At 71.1% G+C, this 19034-nt stretch carries 17 protein-coding genes; 12 read left to right on the forward strand and 5 right to left on the reverse strand.

What is annotated here, in order from left to right; genetic code table 11:
- Positions 1-26 precede the first annotated feature (26 nt).
- From ACWEV3_RS30640 to ACWEV3_RS30650, 3 genes are all read left to right on the forward strand, one after another.
- Positions 27-1109, forward strand: a complete 1083-nt coding sequence (locus ACWEV3_RS30640; RefSeq protein WP_452617197.1) for an acyl-CoA dehydrogenase family protein — start codon at positions 27-29, stop codon at positions 1107-1109.
- A gap of 75 nt (positions 1110-1184) precedes the next feature.
- Positions 1185-2381 carry an MFS transporter gene (locus tag ACWEV3_RS30645; protein ID WP_452617198.1) on the forward strand — a complete coding sequence of 399 codons (1197 nt, stop codon included), beginning with the start codon at positions 1185-1187 and terminating at the stop codon, positions 2379-2381.
- Between the two features lie 100 nt (positions 2382-2481).
- Positions 2482-3126, forward strand: coding sequence for an HNH endonuclease family protein (locus tag ACWEV3_RS30650; RefSeq protein ID WP_452617199.1), 645 nt, complete (start codon positions 2482-2484; stop codon positions 3124-3126).
- 6 nt (positions 3127-3132) lie between these two features.
- Here ACWEV3_RS30650 and ACWEV3_RS30655 read toward each other — a convergent pair whose 3' ends face one another.
- Positions 3133-3765 carry a C39 family peptidase gene (locus ACWEV3_RS30655; protein WP_452617200.1) on the reverse strand — a complete coding sequence of 211 codons (633 nt, stop codon included), beginning with the start codon at positions 3763-3765 and terminating at the stop codon, positions 3133-3135.
- Positions 3766-3904: 139 nt separating this feature from the next.
- Between ACWEV3_RS30655 and ACWEV3_RS30660 the strand changes: the two genes are divergently transcribed.
- Positions 3905-4870 (forward strand): helix-turn-helix transcriptional regulator, encoded by a 966-nt coding sequence (locus tag ACWEV3_RS30660; protein WP_452617201.1) that lies wholly within the window; start codon positions 3905-3907, stop codon positions 4868-4870.
- 9 nt (positions 4871-4879) lie between these two features.
- Here the strand turns inward: ACWEV3_RS30660 and ACWEV3_RS30665 are convergent, their stop codons facing one another.
- The 3 genes from ACWEV3_RS30665 to ACWEV3_RS30675 all read right to left on the reverse strand — a co-directional run bounded on the left by ACWEV3_RS30665 (position 4880) and on the right by ACWEV3_RS30675 (position 9742).
- Positions 4880-5857: a TAXI family TRAP transporter solute-binding subunit gene (locus ACWEV3_RS30665; protein WP_452617203.1), complete on the reverse strand. Its 978-nt coding sequence runs from the start codon at positions 5855-5857 to the stop codon at positions 4880-4882.
- Positions 5847-7919 carry a TRAP transporter permease gene (locus tag ACWEV3_RS30670; RefSeq protein WP_452617204.1) on the reverse strand — a complete coding sequence of 691 codons (2073 nt, stop codon included), beginning with the start codon at positions 7917-7919 and terminating at the stop codon, positions 5847-5849. Before ACWEV3_RS30670 ends, ACWEV3_RS30665 begins: the two co-directional genes overlap by 11 nt.
- Positions 7920-8110: 191 nt before the next feature.
- Positions 8111-9742 (reverse strand): amidohydrolase, encoded by a 1632-nt coding sequence (locus ACWEV3_RS30675; RefSeq protein ID WP_452617205.1) that lies wholly within the window; start codon positions 9740-9742, stop codon positions 8111-8113.
- A gap of 313 nt (positions 9743-10055) precedes the next feature.
- On the opposite strand from ACWEV3_RS30675, the gene ACWEV3_RS30680 reads away from it, so the two are divergent.
- The 3 genes from ACWEV3_RS30680 (at position 10056) to ACWEV3_RS30690 (ending at position 14668) form a co-directional block, all read left to right on the forward strand.
- On the forward strand, positions 10056-11375 hold the full coding sequence (locus tag ACWEV3_RS30680; RefSeq protein WP_452617206.1) for an MFS transporter: 1320 nt from the start codon (positions 10056-10058) through the stop codon (positions 11373-11375).
- Positions 11376-11410: 35 nt separating this feature from the next.
- A complete protein-coding gene (locus ACWEV3_RS30685; protein WP_452617207.1) occupies positions 11411-13051 on the forward strand; it encodes a thiamine pyrophosphate-binding protein in 1641 nt (546 codons plus the stop codon).
- Between the two features lie 81 nt (positions 13052-13132).
- The gene (locus ACWEV3_RS30690; RefSeq protein ID WP_452617208.1) at positions 13133-14668 is read left to right on the forward strand and encodes a PucR family transcriptional regulator; all 1536 of its coding nucleotides are present in this window, start codon (positions 13133-13135) and stop codon (positions 14666-14668) included.
- 79 nt (positions 14669-14747) lie between these two features.
- Here ACWEV3_RS30690 and ACWEV3_RS30695 read toward each other — a convergent pair whose 3' ends face one another.
- Complete coding sequence (locus ACWEV3_RS30695) at positions 14748-15878, reverse strand: MFS transporter (RefSeq protein WP_452617209.1); 1131 nt, start codon at positions 15876-15878, stop codon at positions 14748-14750.
- Between ACWEV3_RS30695 and ACWEV3_RS30700 the strand changes: the two genes are divergently transcribed.
- From ACWEV3_RS30700 to ACWEV3_RS30720, 5 genes are all read left to right on the forward strand, one after another.
- Entirely contained in the window at positions 15850-16116 is a 267-nt protein-coding gene (locus ACWEV3_RS30700; RefSeq protein WP_452617210.1) for a hypothetical protein, read from the forward strand. The genes ACWEV3_RS30695 and ACWEV3_RS30700 overlap by 29 nt on opposite strands.
- Positions 16117-16118: 2 nt before the next feature.
- Positions 16119-16739 (forward strand): L-threonylcarbamoyladenylate synthase, encoded by a 621-nt coding sequence (locus ACWEV3_RS30705; RefSeq protein WP_452617211.1) that lies wholly within the window; start codon positions 16119-16121, stop codon positions 16737-16739.
- Between the two features lie 188 nt (positions 16740-16927).
- Positions 16928-17551 (forward strand): VOC family protein, encoded by a 624-nt coding sequence (locus tag ACWEV3_RS30710; RefSeq protein ID WP_452617212.1) that lies wholly within the window; start codon positions 16928-16930, stop codon positions 17549-17551.
- A gap of 40 nt (positions 17552-17591) precedes the next feature.
- Positions 17592-18620, forward strand: coding sequence for a zinc-binding dehydrogenase (locus ACWEV3_RS30715; protein WP_452617213.1), 1029 nt, complete (start codon positions 17592-17594; stop codon positions 18618-18620).
- On the forward strand, positions 18605-19033 hold the full coding sequence (locus ACWEV3_RS30720) for a PaaI family thioesterase (protein WP_452617214.1): 429 nt from the start codon (positions 18605-18607) through the stop codon (positions 19031-19033). Before ACWEV3_RS30715 ends, ACWEV3_RS30720 begins: the two co-directional genes overlap by 16 nt.
- Position 19034 lies beyond the last annotated feature (1 nt).

A 19034-nucleotide genomic window follows, 5' to 3' on the forward strand; every position in this document is an offset into this window, starting at 1 on the left:
CGCCGAAGACCTCCGAGGAGCGTGCAATGCAGCTGGTGTTGACCCGCGAGCAACGAGAACTCCGGTCCGCGGTCCGGAAGTTCCTGGCCGAGCACGCGCCGCCCGCGCGGGTGCGCGAGCTGATCGACGGCGATGGCCACGACGCCGGGCTCTGGCGGCGGCTGGCCGGTGAGCTCGGCGCGACCGGGCTCGTGGTGCCCGAGGAGCACGGCGGATCCGGCGCCGGGCACGTCGAGCGCGCCGTGGTGCTGGAGGAGCTGGGGCGAGCCCTGGCGCCGGTGCCGTTCCTCGCGTCGGCGGTGCTGGCGACCGATGTGCTGCTGGCGCTGGACGACGCGCAAGCGCAGGCGGAACTGCTGCCGCGGCTGGCGGCCGGCGAGCTGATCGGCGCGGTCGCCTGGGACGCGGAGTCGGCGCCGACGGCCACCCGGCGCGACGGCTCGTGGGTGCTCGACGGCCGCGCGCCGCAGGTGATCTCCGGCGACATCGCGGACTTCGTGCTGGTGTACGCCAGGACCGAGCAGGGCGGTTCGTGGTTCCGGGTCGACGGCGCGGGCGGCGTGACGAGAACGCCGCTGCGGACGCTGGATCCGACCCGGCGGATCGCGCGGCTGGACTTCGCCGGTGCCCCGGCGCGCCAGCTGTCCACTGAGGACGCCGATGCGGTGCTGGCCGAAGTGCGGGACACCGCGGCGGTCGCGCTCGCCGCCGAGCAGCTCGGCGGGATGGAGCGGGTCCTGGAGATGACGGTCGAGTACGCCAAGGTCCGGGTGCAGTTCGGTCGCGCCATCGGTTCCTACCAGGCGGTCAAGCACCGCTGCGCGGACCTGTACAGCGCCTGGGAGCAGGCGCAATCCGCCGTGCGCCACGCGGCCTGGACCGCGGACGAGGACCGCGCGCAACTGCCGCTGGCGGCGGCGATGGTGCAGGTGCTCGTGTCGCCGGCGTACTTCGAGGCGGCGGCCGACACCGTCCAGCTGCACGGTGGCATCGGCTACACCTGGGAGCACGACGCCCACCTGTACTACAAGCGCGCGAAGACCTCGGAACTGCTCCTCGGCACCCCGGACCAGCAGCGCGCCCGGCTCGCGGACGTCCTCGCGATCTGATCGGGCGGTTCGTGCGCGGCGCCGTTCGTCAAGTAAGTTGACCAAGGGTGCCCGGCGCGCGGAGATGGGTGGACGATGGGTGAGCGCTCGTTCGAGCTGAGAACCGTTGCGCTCGCGGCATTCGGACCGACCCTGCTGTTCTCCACCGGCGAGGGCGCGATCATCCCGATGATCCCGCTCATCGCCGCCGACCAGGGCGCGGACCTGGGGGCGCTGGGCCTGATCGCCGCCATGATCATGGTGGGGGAGCTCGTCGGCGACGTGCCCAGCGGCGCGCTGGTGCACCGCCTCGGCGAGCGGCGGGCGATGATCGGCGCCGCGATCGTGTCGGTGCTGGGCCTGGTCGGCTGCTACCTCTCGACGACCCCGTGGATGCTGGGCGCGTGCGTGTTCCTCGTCGGCCTGTCCACGGCGGTGTTCGCGCTCGCCAGGCACGCGTACATCACCACGGCCGTGCCGCTGCGCTACCGGGCGAGGGCGCTGAGCGTGCTCGGCGGGGTGTTCCGCGGGGGCTACTTCATCGGTCCCTTCCTCGCGGTGCTGGTGCTGATGGTGACGCCCGACAAGCGGGCGGTCTTCCTGCTCCACATCGCGTTCGCCCTCGCCTCGGTGATCCTCCTGCTGTGCACGAAGGACCTCGGCACCGGTGGCGACGGGGCCGCCGAACCCGCGCACCAGGGCCTGTTCACCACCCTGGTGCACCATCGCGGCGTGCTGGTGCGGATGGGGGCCTGCGCCGCGCTGGTCGGCGGGCTGCGGGCGTCCCGGATGGTCGTGCTGCCGATGGTGGCGGTCGCGGCCGGGCTGTCGCCGTCGACCACCGCGCTGATCATCGGCATCGCGGGCGGCATCGACTTCGCGCTGTCCTACACGTCGGGCCAGATCATGGACCACTTCGGCCGGATGTGGGCGGCGGTGCCGTCGATGACCGGCCTGGCCGTCGGGCACCTCGTGCTGTTCGCGGTGGACGACGTGCCGACCTTCGCGATCGTCGCGGTGTTCCTGGCGCTGGCGAACGGGACCAGCAGCGGAATCCTGATGACGCTCGGCGCGGATCTCGCGCCGCAGCCCGGCCCGGCGCCGTTCCTCGGCGCTTGGCGGTTCACCGGCGACTTCGGGCAGGCGGTCGGGCCGGTCACCGTGTCCGGGCTGACCGCGGTGGCCGGCATCGGGTTCGCCGGCGCGGGCATGGGCCTGCTCGGGTTGCTGGGCGCGGGCCTGCTGCTGCGCTACGTCCCGCGCTACGTCCCCCAGGCGCGGACGAGCGGCTGACCACCGGTGTGCCGCGCCACATTACCCGCCCGGCGGAGTGAGCGGCGGCACCGCGGGATGATCGAATGGCGGCGACACACCACCGGGCCGGGGGAGACGCATGGCTGCCAAGAAATCAGTGTGGACGTCGATCGTGGCGGTCGCGCTGCTGGGCCTGATGTGGGTGGTGTTCGAGTCCGGCATCTTCGACGCGAAGGTCAGCGCCACCGCCGGCCCCGCCGGGGAGCAGCTCGCCGAACTGCGCGTCGCCCCGGCGGGATCGATGGACGGCTACTCGCGCGAGCGGTTCAAGCACTGGACCACGAAGCCGGACGCCGGGAAGAACTGCAACACCCGCGAGGCGGTGCTGGCGCGGGACGGCCAGAACGTCCGCACCAACAACGCCTGCGAGGCCACCGCCGGCACGTGGACCAGCGCCTACAACGGCCAGCAGCTGACCGACCCGTCGGCGATCGACATCGACCACATGGTGCCGCTGGCGAACGCCTGGCGCAGCGGCGCGAACAAGTGGGACGACCAGCGCCGCGAGCAGTTCGCCAACGACATGCAGCTGCCGCAGCTGGTGGCCGTCGACGCGAGTTCGAACCGCAGCAAGGGCGACCAGGACCCGTCGCAGTGGAAGCCCGAACGCGCGAACTGGTGCAGCTACGCGACGAGCTGGATCACGGTCAAGCGCGCCTACGACCTGACGGTCACCGAACAGGAGCAGAAAGCGCTCCAGGACATGCTCGCGACCTGCGGCTGATCCGGCTCAGGCGCTGTAGCCCTTCGGCGGGATGAGCGTGCTCAGCTGGTCGAAGCTCAGCCAGTAGATCTGGTTGCCGCTGAAGGACGCCGGGTCGGCGATCAGCACGGTCCGGTCGACGTCGTTGTAGCCGATCACGGTGAAGTAGTGGTAGATCGTCTGGTCCGACGGGTACCCGGGCGGCTGGTTGCCGGGCGGCGCGACGATGTTGGCGACGATCGCGTAGCCGTTGTCGATGTCCACCACGATGTCGTTCCACAGCAGGTCCTTCTGCGCCTGCGTGGGCGGATCGTCGGGCATCTCCTTCGTCTCGTACCAGCCCGCGTAGCCGCCGAGCACGCGCGTGACCTGGCCGATCCAGTCGGTGCCGCCGGTGTGGGTGCCGAGTTCGGCGGCCAGATCCGCCTGGCTGCGGTAGACCCCGCGCGCCGATAACGCGATCCGGGTCGCCGCGGGCCCGCACCAGTAGCCGGTCTCCTGCACCTGGTAGTCGACGTCGAGCACGTGCTCGCCGTTGGCCCGGACGATCGCGGCCGGTGCCGCGGAACCGGCCGTGAGGGCCACCGCCGGGATGGCCGACGCGCCGGTGAGCACCAGGGTCAGAGCGGCCGTCGATGCCGCCAGTTTCGAAGTGAACATTCCCGCCTCCTCGCCGAAAAGCCCCCCGGCGAGTCGCGATCGTGTCAAGATCGATCCCGGTTCCGCCAGATCTTCGCGCTGGCTCAAACGGGCCATCGCCCAACTGCGCCAGCGCACCGCTTTACGCCGGAAGGTTCACGTGCTCGACGTCCTCGCCGCCGACAGCGATCAGGGCCGCGTCTACCGCGCGCTCACCACGCGAGGACGGTTGCACCGCGAGTTCCTGGCCCACGACACCGGTCTCGCGCCCGCGGCGGTGCGAAAGGCGTTGCGGGAACTGGCCGAACTGGACCTGGTCGTCGAGGTGGGCCGGGGCACCGACCTGTGGGAGGCCGCGCCGCCCGTCCAGGCCATGTCGATGGTGCTGCGCGAGGAGGAGAGCCGGCGGCTCAAGCTCTGGCAGGTGGGCGCCGAACTGGACCGCCTCTACCACCAGGCCCGCAGCGGCACGGGTTGTTCGCGGCACGTCGAGCCCGTCGAGCACCCGGCTCGGCTGATCATGCTCACGACCCGGTTGCAGGACAAGGCGACCGAGCAGGTGCGCTGGCTGGACCGGCCGCCGTACTACAGCAAGCCGCACCACTTCCGCGCGCAGGAGGAGATCCAGGCCGGCCGGATGGCCGCGGGGGTGCGCTACCGGACGATCTACAGCCAGAACGTCTACGACGACCCGGAATTGTTCGCCGCGATGACCCGGATGGCCGACCTCGGCGAGAACGTCCGGCTGCTGTCCGAACTGCCGGTGAAGCTGACCATCGGCGACGACCAGATCGCGCTGCTGGTGCCCGAGCCCGACCGGACCGGCCTGGACGGCTCGCTCGTCGTGCACGCCTCGGGGCTGCTCAACGCGCTGTGCGGGCTCTTCGAAACGCTGTGGACGCTGGCGATGCCGGTGTCGACCGGGACCGAGCAGGACCAGCTCTCCGACCGGGACCGCAGCATCATCATGCTGATGGCGGCGGGGGCGACCGACGAAACCATCGCCCGCCGCCTCCACCTGTCCCGCCGGACCGTCGTCCGGCGGATCGCCGCGCTGCTGGACCGGCTCGGCACCACGACGCGGTTCCAGGCCGGCGTGCAGGCCGCCAAGCGCGGCCTGCTGTAGCGGCGGATCTCAGCCGGCGAGGCCCTGCTGGGCGCCCGGGTGCAGCGGGATCGGGTCGGTCTTGGTGGCGCTGTCCTTCGTGATCTCCTTGGCCGACGGGTGCACCTGCTCCAGGTCCGCCCGCTTGTCGAAGATCAGCTTCGTGATCGCGCAGGCGTTGCCCACCGGGAAGTCCTCGCGGACCACCAGGAGGTTCGGCACCGCGATCGTCGGCACGTCCGCGGGCAGCTTGTAGGTCGCCGCCGGGATCGTGCTCGCCTCGTAGACCGGGCTGATCTGCTGCATCGCGCCCAGCTGCGGCGTGATGTCGACGAACTTCACCGCGCCGCCCAGCGACGTCGTCAGGTCGGTGATCTCCGGGGTCGGCAGGCCGCCGGACCAGAACAGGCCGTCGACGGTGCCGGACTTCATGCCGTCCACCGCCTTGCCCAGCGCGAGGCGCTGCGCCTGGATGTCGGTGTCCGGGTTCAGCCCGGCCGAGGACAGCACGCGGTTGGCGATGACCTCGGTGCCGGACTTCGGCGAACCGGTGGAGATCCGCTTGCCGCGCATGTCGGCGACGCTGTTGATGCCGGCGTCCGCGCGCACCACCACCTGCGTCGAGTTCGGGTAGATCCGGGCCAGCGCCTGGATCTTCTGCGGCTTGCCCTCGAAGCTCGCCTTGCCCTGCACCGCGTCGGCGGCGGTGTCGGCGAGGGTGAACGCGATGTCGTAGTCGCCGGCCACCAGCTGCTGGATGTTCTGCACCGACGCGCCGGTTTCCGCCGCGGTGGCGCGCAGTTTGGTGTTGTTGCTGATCAGCTGCGCGAGCCCGCCACCGAGGACGTAGTACACGCCGCCGGTGTTGCCGGTGGCGATCGTCAACCGGCCGTCCGCCGCCTCGCAGGCTCCCGCGCCCGCCTGGCTGTCCTGCACCTGCTTGCCGCCGCAGCCGGACACGACGAGCGTCGCCGCCACGGCGGCCACCAGCAATGCTTTAACCCGCATCACGAACCTCCTTGATCGTTTCCCTGCGGCGCAGGACGAGCTGTGCGACGAGCCCCAGCACGCAGCAGCCGAGGCCGATGGCCACCACCGGCGGCTCCAGGTACAGCAGGCACAGCGCGCCGGGCACGAACAGCAGGCGCACCGGGAGGCGCACCGGCCCGGCCAGCCAGCCGCCGGTCACCACGCTCAGCGCGGCGACGGCCACGATGGACGCCGCCGCGACCCACAGGACGGTCAGCGGGCCGGTCTGCAGCAGCAGCGCCGATCCGTTGTCGGTCAGCACGAACGCGATCGGCACCAGGAACGCGGGCAGCGTGTACTTCCAGGCCTGCATCATCGTGCCGGTGACCCGCCCGCCGGTGATCGCCGCGGACGCCACCGCGGCCAGCGCGGTCGGCGGTGTCACCTCGGAGAGCACCGCGTAGTAGAAGATGAACATGGCCCGCTCCGCGTCGGCGACGCCGAGGGCGCCGAGCGCGGGCCCGATCACCACCCACGCGATGATGAACGACGCCGTGACCGGCACCGCGAGCCCGAGCACGCCGACGGCGAGCGCGGAGAACACCACGGTGAAGACCAGGATCGCGGTCGGGTTGCTGGTGAGCGCCTGCGCGGCCTGGACCAGCGCGTCGGCGAGCTCCTGGCCCAGCCCGGTCTTGGTGATGGTCGAGGTGATGATCCCGGCCGCCGCGCACACCGCGACCACCGGCAGCGCGCCGCGAACCCCGGCGGAAAGCGCGTCCACGATGTCCCGCGACCACTTCAGCACCGCGGCGCCGGGGCCGTGTTCGGCCCGGACGAGCCCGGAGATCAGCGCGAACACCGCGGCGACGCCGGTCGCGTAGACGACCGCCGCGAACGGCGGGATGTCCAGGGCGAGGAACACCACGATGATGGCCAGCGACAGGAAGTGGTATCCGCCGCGCAGCAGCAGCCGCCACGCGCTGGCGTGCTCGGTCTCGACCGCCTTGGCGCCGAAGCGGCGGGCGTCGGCCTCCACCGCGAACACGATGCCGAGGTAGTACAGCACCGTCGGGATCGTGGCCCAGATCAGCACCGTCAGGTACGAGGTCTGCAGGTATTCGGCGATGATGAACGCGGCCGCGCCGAGCGTCGGCGGGGACAGGATCGCGCCGATGCCCGAAGCCGCCAGCAGGCCGCCCGCCTGCTCCTTCGGATACCCGGCGCGCCGCAGGATCGGCCAGGTGATCGCGCCGAGGCTCACCGCGGTCGCGGTGCCCGAACCGGAGACGGTGCCGAGCAGGAACCCGGACAGCACCGTGGTGCGGCCGGGCGCGGTGCGGGAGCGCTTGAACGCGGCGAAGGAGAAGTCGACGAAGAACTGGCCCGCGCCGGAGGCGTTGAGCACCGCGCCGTAGATGGTGAACAGCACGATGTAGCTGGCCGCGACGTCCAGCGGTGTGCCGTAGAACCCGCTGGCGTCGTTGTAGAGCGCGTTGATGATCTGGCTGAAGTCCACGCCGGCGTGCGCGATTCCCCAGTTCTGCGGCAGGAATCCGCCGTAGTAGGCGTAGCCGATGAACGCCGCGCAGATCACCGGCAGGATCCAGCCGGTGGTGCGCCGGGTCGCTTCGAGGACGAGCAGGAGCAGCAGCGCGCCGGCCACGATGTCCAACGTGGACAGGCTGCCCTGCCGGTCGAGGAACGCGTCGAACCCGCCGGAGGGCACCGGGAGCACCGGGTAGAACCCGACGAGCAGCGCGATCGCCGACAGCGCCCAGTCGTACCAGGCCGGGTCGTCGCGGTCGCCCTTCGGGCGGCGGCCGCCGGGCCGGTAGCAGAGGAACACCAGCGGCAGCGTGCAGCCGAGGAAGATGACCAGGTAGTACTGGTTGCCCTTGGTGAGCGGGTAGAAGACCTGCTTGAGCACCAGCACCGCGACGGCCAGGGCGACCAGGTACACGAGCAGGTCCGGCCGGCGGGAGAGCTGCCGGGCCGGGCGTTCCTCGTCGTGCGCGGCGACGATCTCGCCGACATCGGTCTTCGCGGCACCGCGATCGGGCAGCTCGTCGTCGTGCTCAGGCCGCGTCGCCTGACTCATGCGGTCGCCTTCCGTGCCGTTCGGCGGTGTTCGGACAAGCGCATGGCCGCCGTCCGGGCAGAAATCCCTTTTTCGGCGGGAATGTAACTGGGGTCACTCGTCTGGGTCAATAGGCGTGTTCGCGCGGCGGATCCCGGATTCCCGGCCACAGTGGATGATCAGGTGCGGGGCCGACGTGGGGCGTTCGAGCATCAGCCGAGCAGGGCGTCGGGGTCGTGGGCGGGTTGGCCGCCGATGATGGTCGCCGCGATGCCGATCTGGTCGAGGGAATCGGTGGGAACCGCCGTCGGGTCTTCGGCCAGCACGACCGCGTCGGCGAGCTTGCCGGGGGTGAGCGTCCCGAGCTGGTGCTCCAGGAACGCGCTGTGCGCGGCGTTGACCGTGTAGCAGCGCAGCGCATCTTCGAAGGAAACCGCTTCGTGCGGGGAGAAGACCTGCCCGTCGGCCGTGCGGCGGGTCAGCATGCGCTGGATCGCCTTCAGCGGCGCGCCGTCCGCGACCGGCCGGTCGGAGCTGCCCGCCGCCGGGATCCCGGCATCGAGCAGGGACCGGAGCCGGTAGACCCAGTCGCGGCGTTGCGGGCCGACGTTGGCGAGCACCGCGTCGCCGAGGGTGTGGATGAAGTAGTTCTGCAGCACCGGGACGACACCCAGCTCGGCGAGCGCGCTGACGTGTTCGGGCGTGGTCACGGAGCAGTGCTCGATGCGGTGGCGGGCGTCCGGGCGCGGCCACCGGGTCAAGGCTTCCCGGTAGGCGTCGATGACGAGGCCGACCGCACGGTCGCCGATGGCGTGGGTGGCGACCTGCCAGCCGGAGCGGTGCGCGCCGATGATCCGGTCCCGGAGCTCTTCGGGTTCCAGCTGCAGCACACCTCGGTTGCCGGGCTCGTTGGAGAACTCGTCGGTCATCGCGGCGGTGCGGCTGGCCAACGCGCCGTCGGCGAAGATCTTCACCGCGCCCAGCCGCAGCACCGGATCGCCGAGTCCGGTGGTCAACCCGAGGTCGAGGCCGAGTTCGACCTCGTCGGTGTCGTGTCCGTTGAGTTCCCGCAGTGTTTCGTAGGCGGGCATCAGGGTCGTCCGGACGCGCAGCTTCCCTTCGCGAAGCGCGGTTTGGTAGGCGGCCAGCTCGACCGGGCTCAGCCCGATCCAGCCGCCGCCGATGCCCGCTTCCTGGCAGGCGACGAGACCCTCGGCGACGTACCGCTGGTGCGCCGCGCCGATCGCCTCGACCAGCTCCCGGACCGCTACCGGCACCAGCAGGTCGTTGACCAGTGCCTGCGCCTGCTCCTGCAGCAGCCCGGTCGGCTCACCTGCGCCGTCGCGCTCGATGATGCCGCCGCGCACCTGGTCGATGCCGAACACCCCGGCGTCGTCGAGGACCAGGGTGTTCCCGACGCCCATGTGCTCGCTGCGGTGCTTCAGCCAGACGCGGTGGGCCGGGGCGATCCGGTCCAGGTCGGCGCGGCGCGGGTGCCCGCCACCGTATCCGGCGGGCTCGTAGCCGTGCCCGATCAACCAGGCGCCGTCCGGCAGGTCCGCCGCGCGGCGGGCCACCCGCTGGTAGATGTCGTCGAGGCTGGTGGCGTCCGACAGGTCCAATTGGGTGAGCCCGAGGCCGAAGCGGCCGGTGTGCGCGTGGGCGTCGTGGAAGCCGGGGACGACGGTGCGGCCGCCGAGATCGACCACCCGGTCCGCTTCGAGGCCGGCGGTGTCGTCGCCGACCGCCACGATCCGGCCGCCGAGGATGCCCAGGGCGTGGGTGCGCCCCGGCTCGCCCATCGTCCACACGTGACCGTTGCGCAGGATCAGATCGATCTTCATCGTTTCTCCGAAGTCCTTCCACCGGCCGGGAAAGCGGCACTTTGCTCCATTGTGGACTATCGTTTCGCCGACGTCGGCGCCGAGCATAGCCGAACGATGCGGGATCGGGTGAAGACCGCGTTTCCGGCTGGATCGTCCGCTGCGCATCGCACGCGGAAACACCAGTGGTGGATCCACCAATAGCCGCGGTTTGTTTCTCGCTTTCGCCAATGACAGCGCCGCGCGGGGTGCTGAGCATTTCCCCATCGCATTCCGCTGCCAGGCCGAGCACGCCGTCGACGGCATCCAGTGCTCGCCCGTGAAGGGACCGCCCATGCCCGAGGCGACAGCCGCCGAACCGGCCACGAAGCCGGACCGGTCCGCGGAGATCCGCCGGATCGCTCTGGCCACGTACTTCGGCACCGCCCTCGAGTGGTACGACTACTTCATCTACGGAACGGCGGCCGCCCTGGTCTTCCCGGCGCTGTTCTTCCCCGCGCTGGACCCGGTGATCGGCGTCATCGCCTCGCTGGTGACCTTCGCGCTGGGCTTCGTCGCCCGGCCGGTCGGGGCGGTGATCTTCGGCCACATCGGCGACCGCCTCGGCCGCCGGGCGGCCCTGATCGGCACCGTGACGCTGATGGGCGTGGCCACCGGCCTCATCGGCTTGCTGCCGTCGTACCAGACCATCGGGATCGCGGCGCCGATCATCCTGGCCCTGCTCCGGCTGTTGCAGGGGATTTCGGCGGGCGGCGAGTGGACCGGCGCGGCGCTGCTGGCGATCGAGCACGCCCCACCGGAGCAGCGCGGGCGTTTCGCGGCGGTGCCGCAGCTCGGCTCGCCGACGGCGACCCTGGTCTCCTCCGGCGTCTTCGCGGTGCTGACGCTGCTGCCCGAAGAGATGTTCCAGTCCTGGGTCTGGCGGGTGCCGTTCCTGGCTGCGTTCGTGCTCCTGGCCATCGCGCTGTACCTGCGGGTCAAGGTGGAGGAATCGCCGTTGTTCCGGGCGGCGCTGGCCGAGCAGAAGGAGGAGAAGCTGCCGGTGCTGGAGACGATCCGCACCGCGTGGGGCCGGTTGATCATCGGCGGCGCGGCGTACCTGGCGGGTACTGCGGCGTTCTTCGTGCTCACCACTTTCATGATCAGTTACATCTCGAAGACGTTGAAGCTCAGCAGCACGCTTGCGCTGAACGCGACGCTCGTCGGCGCAGTGGTCGAGATCCTGGTGATCATCGTCGCCGGCCGCCTCGCCGACCGGATCGGCGCGGCGAAGGTGTGCGTCATCGGCGCGACGATCTCGGTGCTGGTCGCCTTCCCGGTGTTCTGGCTGGTCGACACCAAGGTCCCGGTGCTGGTGATCGCCGGTGTGTCGCTGGGCATCGGCGCGATCTCCATCCCGTACGGGCCGATCGGCGTCGCGCTGTCGGTGATGTTCCCGGCCCGGCTGCGCTACAGCGGTGTCGCCCTGTCGGTCGGGCTGGCGAACATCCTGGCCGGATTCGGGCCGCTCGCCGGCACTTGGGCGCTGGGTGCGACCGGTGGGCAGTCGTGGGGACCCGCGCTGCTGCTGGCGCTGATCGCGTTCATCACGCTGGTCGGCTCCGCGGGCGCGCACCGCGTCAGCCGCCGCGCCCCTGAATGGGACGCGGTGTGATTGCGAGCGTGGCAGCGAATGGGGAGGAGCGAACGGTGAACACGGCCCGCAGCGGTGGCGAACTCGTCGTCGCGCAGTTGGAGAAGCACGGTGTCACCACGGCGTTCTGCGTGCCTGGTGAGAGTTACCTGGAGGTGCTCGACGCGCTGCACGACTCGCCGATCAGGCTCGTCGTCTGCCGCCACGAAGGCGGCGCGGCGTACATGGCCGACGCGGACGCAAGGCTCACCGGCGGCGCCGGGGTGTGCCTGGTGACGCGAGGCCCCGGCGCGTCGAACGCCCTCGTCGCCCTGCACACCGCCTGGCAGGACCGGGTACCGCTGCTGCTGTTCGTCGGCCTCATCCCGCGCGGCGAACGCGATCGCGAAGCGTTCCAGGAGTTCGACCTGGCTCGCACGTTCGGCGCATCGGCGAAGTCCGTGCTGACGATCGACCGGGCCGACCGGATCCCCGAGCTGCTCGCGCAGGCCTTCCTCATCGCGCGCAGCGGTCGCCCCGGTCCGGTCGTGGTGGGGCTGCCGGAGGACATGCTCCGCGATGCCGTCGAGGTGGAGGACGGGGAACCGTTCCCGCTGCCGCGAACGGCGATCGGCGCCGACCAGGCGAACGCGGTGGCGGACCTGATCGCCGACGCCCGGCGGCCGCTGGTGGTGCTCGGCGGTTCGCCGTGGGAACCCGGCGCAGCCGCGCTGATCCGGCAGTGGGCCGAGAGCTGGGAGCTGCCGGTGGTCACCGACTTCCGGCACCAGGACCTCCTGGACAACGAATCGGCCTCCTACGCGGGGTTCCTGGGCTTCGGCCGCGACGAGGAAGCCGCTCGCGCACTCGCCGACGCGGACGTCGTGATCGCGGTCGGCACCCCGCTCGGCGACGTGGCCTCGGACGGCTGGTCGCTGGTGCGGCCGGACGCCGCGGTCGTGTCGGTGTTGCCGGACCCGGAAGGGCATGCCGCGATCCACCGGCCGCGGTACCGGTTCCTCGCCACCCCGGCGGCCTTCGCCGGGGCCGTGGCCGCGACGCCGCCGCCCGACGAGCGCCCGTGGGCCGCGCGCACGCGCGAGTTGCGGGAACGCTTCGAGTGGTACCGCACGCCGCAACCGGTCGATGATCGGCTGGACCTCGGAATCGCCATGGCGGAGCTGCAAAAACGCCTGCCGGCCGACGCCGTCGTAACGTTCGGTGCGGGCAACCACGCCCTGTGGGCGCAGCGCTACCTGTCCTACCGCACCTATCCCGCGCAGCTGGCGCCGCGCAACGGCTCGATGGGCTACGGTGTCCCGGCTGCGGTGGCCGCAGCCATCCGGCATCCGCGGCGGCGGGTCGTGTCGGTGGCCGGAGACGGCTGCTTCCTCATGAACGGCCAGGAGTTCGCCACGGCCGTCGCCGAGGGCGCTTCGCCGGTGATCCTCGTGGTCAGCAACGGCATGTACGGCACGATCCGCCAGCACCAGGCGCTGCGGCATCCCGGCCGGGAATCTGGAACACGCCTGGTGAACCCCGACTTCGCCGCATACGCCCGAGCCTTCGGCGGGCACGGCGAACTGGTCGAGGAAACCGGGCAGGTCGGTCCGGCACTGGACCGCGCCTTCGCCGCCGGCCTCCCGGCCATCGTCGAGCTGCGCATCGACGGCGCACGGATCACCCCGGAAACCACGCTCGACGACCTGCGGAAATGACCGGCTGCTCGGCAATCCCGGACGTCGCACGCGTGATCTGGTGGTTGCCTGAACGCCATCCGCCATGTGCAGGATGGGCGGGTGAGGATCCTGCCCGATGACGGCCCGCTGCGCCTCGCGGACCTGCTCGCCGAGGCGGGGCTGGGACTGCGGCTGCTGACCGCGGCCGACACCGGCCCCGCCCGCCAGATCGACGGCGCGCACGCAATCGAGATCGCCAACCCGTCGCGGTGGGTGCCGCCGCACTGGCTGCTGCTGACGACCGGCATGCGCATCCAGCGCAAGCCGGCGGAGCAGCGGGCGCTGGTCCGGGAGCTCGCGGGGGCCAACATCGCCGCGCTCGGCTACGCGACCGGCATCGTCACGCGGCGGGTCCCGGCGGCACTGCTGGACGAGGCGGACCGGTTGGGGTTCCCGGTGATCGAGGTGCCGCTGGAGACGCCGCACCGGGATGTGATCGGCTTCGTGCAGCAGAGGGTGCTGAGCTCCTCCCCGGAACTGCTGCAACGGGTGCTGCAAACCCAGGAATACCTGATGGGCGTGGCGGAAGACGACCCGCTCGCGCATGCCGAAGCCCCCGAGATCGCGCTGCTGCGGCGGTTGCAACCGCTGGTGGGCACTGAAGTGATCCTGCTGCGCACCGATGGCCGCCCCAACTGGCCGGAAGACCACCTGCACGCCAGAGAGCTGCGCGAGGCCCTGCACGCGCGGCCGGCCGACGGCCCGGCGGAAGTCGGCGTCGGGGACCTGCGCTACCTCGCGCTGCCGGTGCGAACCGGGCCCTACATGTTCGGCTGGCTGGTCCGGGAGGCCCGGGACGGGGACGGGGCGCAGCTCCTGCCGGTGTTGCGCTCGGCGGCCCAACTGCTGGGCGTGATGTACGTGGCTCGCGAGCACGAACCCGCGGAACTCCGCGCACAGCGCCGGCATCTGCTCGAAAGTGCGCTTTTCCACGGGGCTACCGCGAACGGCGACGGAGACCTGGACAGGCGGGCCCGCATCGTCGGCTTCGACTTCGGTTCGGACTGCCGCGTGCTGCTCTACCGGCCGGCCGGGAACCGCTGCGCGCTGGGCCAGGTGGAGGCGGCGCTGAACGCGGCCCGGATGCCGTTCCTGGCCACCGCGCGCGGCGCCGATGTCGTCGTTTTCGCCCAGGGCGAGCGAGAAACCTTGGTCGGTTCGGTCGAATCGCTGCCGTCGGGGCAGGTCGGCGTCGGCCGCGCGGTGCGCTCGCTGCGGCGGGCGAAGGAGTCGCTGGCCGACGCCGAGTTCGTGCTCGGCCGGATGACCGCGGCGCCCGGCAAGCTGACTGTCGCGGACTTCTCGGACCTGTCCCTGGCGAACTGGCTGATCGCCCGGCTGCCGAGTGCCGAGATCGCGGAGAAGTCGGGCGATTTCCTGGCCGGGCTGCGGGAGCAACCGCTGCTGTTCGAAACGGTCGTCGCCTACCTGGGCGCGGACCTCGACACGACGGCCACGGCGGAGGCCTTGCACCTGCACCCGAACTCGGTGCGTTACCGGCTCACCCGGGCCGAGCACGCGCTGGGTGCGCCGCTGCGCCGTCCGGAGACGATCGCCGGCCTGCACGCCGCGCTGCTGTCCGAGGGCCTGCTCTGATCTGCGGTTCCGGCCGCGCCGGCCACTGGTCGAATGGCCGGCGAACCCGGCTGCTTCGAGGACCTCGCAGCGAAGGCCGCTAGTCGGCCTCGGGCCAAGGCACGCGCATCGCGAAGTGCAGCCACGTCGCCAGCACCACTAGGGCTGCCGTCGCCCCGCAGAGCGCCATGACTGTCGGCGGGGAGGTGCGGTCCAGGATGACGCCGCCGACCAAGGCTCCCGCGGAGAAGGTTGCCTGGAATGACGCGGTGAACAGCACCGACGCCGCTTCCGGCGCGTGCGGGGCGGACTTCGCGAACCACGTCTGAGAGGCGACCGGCACGGCGCCGTAGGCGATGCCCCAGACGACGAGCAGCCCAACCGCACCGACGCCGGACCGGCCGAGCACCGGCAGCAGCAGGGTCGCCCCGGCGATCAGGCCTGCGGCGATCCCGAATGCGGCGTGCGGACGACGCGCCACGAGCGCTCCTCCGGCGAAGTTCCCGACGATCCCGGCGACTCCGTATGTCAGCAGAAAGGCCGTGATCAGCCCCGGGCCGATGCGGGTGACTTGTTCGAGGAACGGGGTCACGTAGGTGTAAGCGCCGAAGTGGGCGAGCACGACCAGGAACGTCAGCAGCAGCGCGAAGCGGGTGTTGCCGCTGCGGAACATCCCGCGAAGCACGCTCAGGCGGGTGGCCTGAACCGGAGGCATCGCGGGAACGACCGCGAGCAGCATGGCGAACACCACCGCCGCCAGCGCGCCCATCACGGCGAAAGCCGCCCGCCAGCCCGCGAGATCCCCGATGAACGTGCCCACGGGCACCCCGAGCACGGATCCAAGGGGTACCGCGGAGAAGATCACCGCGGTCGCCCGGCCGACCGACTCCGCGCGCACCAGCCGCCCGGCCAGGCCGGCCGCGATCGACCAGAAACCACCGATGGTGATCCCCACCAGCACCCGCGAGACCAGGACGAGCCAGTAGTCCGGCGCGACCGCGGCCAGGAAGCTCGCCAGCGCCAGCAGCGCCATGAAGCCGCTGAGCATCAGCCGGCGGTCGATGCGCGCGGTCGCCACCGTGACCAGCGGGGCGGAGATCGCCGCGAGGAAGCCCGGCATGGTCATCATCAGCCCCGCCATCCCGTCCGAGATCGCGAAGTCGGCGCCGATCGACGTCAGCAGCCCGATCGGCAGGATCTCGATGGTGACGATCGAGAAGATCCCCAGCATCACGGCGACGACACCGAACCAGCCGAGGAGGGACGATCGCGTTGGTGCTGCGGGGGTTTCGGTCGCAGCGGTGATTGTGGACAACGGTTCCATGCGCACCAGTGCAGCAACGACCGGGGCCGGGATCTGGCAGGTTCGAGACCTCACCGTGGCCGACCACGTCGACGTCGCATTCCTGCCGGTCGGACGAATCCGCCACGCCGTTGAGCTCGGACTTGCGGGTCGACCTAAGCTCTGAGCATGGCGAAGTACTTCGACGTGCATCCGGAGAACCCGCAGCGGCGCGCGATCGGGCAGGTGGTGGACATCGTCCGCGACAACGGCCTCATCGCGTACCCGACGGACTCGTGCTTCGCGCTCGGCGCCCAGCTCGGCAACAAGGACGGCATCGACCGGATCCGGTCCATCCGGCACCTCGACGACCGGCACCACTTCACCCTGGTGTGCCAGAACTTCGCGCAGCTCGGCCAGTTCGTGATCATCAACAACGCGGTGTTCCGCGCCATCAAGGCGTCGACGCCGGGCAGCTACACGTTCATCCTGCCCGCCACCAAGGAAGTGCCGCGCCGGCTGATGCATCCGAAGAAGAAGACCGTCGGCGTGCGCATCCCGGACCACGTCGTGGTGCAGGCGCTGCTGGCCGAGCTCGGCGAGCCGATGCTGTCCAGCACGCTGCTGCTGCCCGGCGAGGAGGAGCCGATGACGCAGGGCTGGCAGATCAAGGACGAGCTCGACCACGTCCTGGACGCCGTGATCGACTCCGGCGAGTGCGGCACCGAACCCACCACGGTGATCGACTTCTCCGGCCCGGAGCCGGAGATCGTCCGCCACGGCGCCGGCGACGCCTCGCGCTTCGAGTAACGCGCCGGGCACTCCCCGCAAGCGGCTCCCACCATCCGGTGGGGGCCGTTTTTCGTTGTCCTGAACAGCAGGAACGCTCGCGCGCGACATCGCGGACGTTCACATGGTGGAACGTATACACAAATCTTTGACGTGTACACATTCCCGGCAGAGGATGCACGCAACGCATCCGGACGGAGGACGAACCGATGGGCGAAACGGAGACACCGGCGATCCCGCCGAGACTGGACCACGTCGTGATCGCCACGCCGGCACTGGACGAGACGGTCGCCGAGTTCACCGCCCGCACCGGCGTGCGGCCCGCCGCGGGCGGCGCCCACCCGGACCGCGGCACCCGCAACTACCTGGTCTCCTTCGGCGGCGACAGCTACCTGGAGATCATCGGGCCGGACCCCGACCGCACCGTCGGCGACGACGCCCTCACCTTCGGGCTGGCGGCGCTGCGCGAACCCCGCGTCGCCGCCTGGGCGGTGCACCCGGCCGACATCGACGAGGCCGCGGAGCACATCGGCCCGGTCGGCCCGGGGCAGCGCCGCACCACCACCGGCGAGCTGCTCGAATGGCGCCTCTCCGAACCGCCGAACGGGCTGCCCGACGGCGTCGTCCCGTTCCTCATCGACTGGGGCACCACGACCTCGCCGGCCGTCGGACCGCCGGAGGTGGAGCTGGTGTCGTTCACCGGCAGCCACCCGGATCCCGACGGCGTGCGCCCCGTGCTGGCGGCGATCGGCACCTCGCTGCGGCTGGCCACCGGCCCCGCCGGGCTCGCCCTCACCCTCTCCGGCGAGCACGGGCTCGTCGAATTCCGCTGAACCGCACCGAAAACCGAACACCGATGGGAAAGCACCACCGATGACCGACACGATGCGCGCGCTGGTCCTGGAAGGGCACGGCGACCTCGATCAGCTCCGCCTGCGCGACGACCACCCGAAGCCCACCGCCACCCCCGGTCACGTCGTGATCAAGGTGCGGGCGACGTCGTTCAACTACCACGACATCTTCACCACCCGCGGCATGCCGGGCATCAAGATCCCGTTCCCGGTGGTCATCGGCCTGGACCTGGTGGGCGACGTCGCCGAGCTCGGCGAGGGCGTGACCGGCTGGTCCGTCGGCGACCGCGTGCTGGTGCACCCGATCCACCCGGAGCGGGGCCTGATGGGCGAGACCCTCGACGGCGGCCTCGCGCAGTACGCGCTGGTTTCCGCCGAGCAGCTGATCCCGCTGCCCGACGAGGTCGAGTACGCCCAGGCCGCGGCGCTGCCGGTGGCCTACGGCACCGCGCACCGGATGATCGTCGCGAAGGAGACCGTCAAGGCCGGCGACAAGGTGCTGATCCTCGGCGCCTCCGGCGGCGTCGGCACCGCCTCGGTGATCCTCTGCAAGAAGCTCGGCGCGCACGTGATCGCCGCCGTCGGCGACGACGAGAAGGGCGCGAAGCTCAAGGAGATCGGCGCCGACGAGGTCGTCAACTACAAGACCGAGAGCTTCCTGGACTACGTCAAGGAGCACCACGGCAAGCCGCAGCGCTACAGCTACGACACCGGCGTCGACGTGGTGATCAACTACACCGGCGGCGACACCTGGGCGCCGACGCTGCGCTGCGTGAAGCTCGGCGGCAAGATCCTGGTCTGCGGCGCCACGGCGGGCTACGACCCGACCGAGGACCTGCGCTACATCTGGACCTTCGAGCTGCAGGTGATCGGCTCCAACGGCTTCACCGGCGACGACTTCCGCGCCCTGCTCGACGGCGTCGCGGCCGGCCACTACGAGCCGCTGATCGACCAGGTCCTGCCGCTGTCCCGGGCCCGCGAGGGGCTGGCCCGGCTGGAAGACCGCAAGTTCATCGGCAAGATCGTCGTCGACCCGTGGGGCGACGAGTGATGGCCGGGCTGACCGCCGCCGAAGTCGAGGAACTGCTGCGGGCCGCGCCCTACCACCAGTGGCTGGACCTGCGGGTCGTCGAGCTGACCAAGGACCGCATCGAACTCACCGCTCGCTGGCGCGAGGAGTGGGTCGGCAACCACGAAACCCGCGCCACGCACGGCGGGATCCTGGCCTCGCTGCTGGACCTCGCCGCCGACTGGGCGCTCACCGGCACCATCGGCCGCGGCGTGCCCACAGTGGACCTGACCGTCAACTACCTGCGCGCGGCGCTGCCGGGCGACCTGCGGGTGATCGGCCGCCTGATCCGGCCAGGCAGGCAGGTGTCGGTGGCCGAGGCCGAGGTGCTCGACCAGGACGGCCGGACCGTCGCCATCGGGCGGGGCACCTTCCTGTCCGCCGCGGCGCAGTGAG

Source organism: Saccharopolyspora sp. NPDC003752 (assembly GCF_053605825.1).

Bases quoted from the DNA above. Each gene is read 5' to 3' on its own strand.
- ACWEV3_RS30640 (WP_452617197.1), top strand. From the start codon at position 27: ATGCAGCTGGTGTTGACCCGCGAGCAACGAGAACTCCGGTCCGCGGTC.
- ACWEV3_RS30645 (WP_452617198.1), top strand. From the start codon at position 1,185: ATGGGTGAGCGCTCGTTCGAGCTGAGAACCGTTGCGCTCGCGGCATTC.
- ACWEV3_RS30650 (WP_452617199.1), top strand. From the start codon at position 2,482: ATGGCTGCCAAGAAATCAGTGTGGACGTCGATCGTGGCGGTCGCGCTG.
- ACWEV3_RS30655 (WP_452617200.1), bottom strand. From the start codon at position 3,765: ATGTTCACTTCGAAACTGGCGGCATCGACGGCCGCTCTGACCCTGGTG.
- ACWEV3_RS30665 (WP_452617203.1), bottom strand. From the start codon at position 5,857: ATGCGGGTTAAAGCATTGCTGGTGGCCGCCGTGGCGGCGACGCTCGTC.
- ACWEV3_RS30670 (WP_452617204.1), bottom strand. From the start codon at position 7,919: ATGAGTCAGGCGACGCGGCCTGAGCACGACGACGAGCTGCCCGATCGC.
- ACWEV3_RS30675 (WP_452617205.1), bottom strand. From the start codon at position 9,742: ATGAAGATCGATCTGATCCTGCGCAACGGTCACGTGTGGACGATGGGC.
- ACWEV3_RS30680 (WP_452617206.1), top strand. From the start codon at position 10,056: ATGCCCGAGGCGACAGCCGCCGAACCGGCCACGAAGCCGGACCGGTCC.
- ACWEV3_RS30700 (WP_452617210.1), top strand. From the start codon at position 15,850: ATGGTGACGATCGAGAAGATCCCCAGCATCACGGCGACGACACCGAAC.
- ACWEV3_RS30695 (WP_452617209.1), bottom strand. From the start codon at position 15,878: ATGCTGGGGATCTTCTCGATCGTCACCATCGAGATCCTGCCGATCGGG.
- ACWEV3_RS30705 (WP_452617211.1), top strand. From the start codon at position 16,119: ATGGCGAAGTACTTCGACGTGCATCCGGAGAACCCGCAGCGGCGCGCG.
- ACWEV3_RS30710 (WP_452617212.1), top strand. From the start codon at position 16,928: ATGGGCGAAACGGAGACACCGGCGATCCCGCCGAGACTGGACCACGTC.
- ACWEV3_RS30715 (WP_452617213.1), top strand. From the start codon at position 17,592: ATGACCGACACGATGCGCGCGCTGGTCCTGGAAGGGCACGGCGACCTC.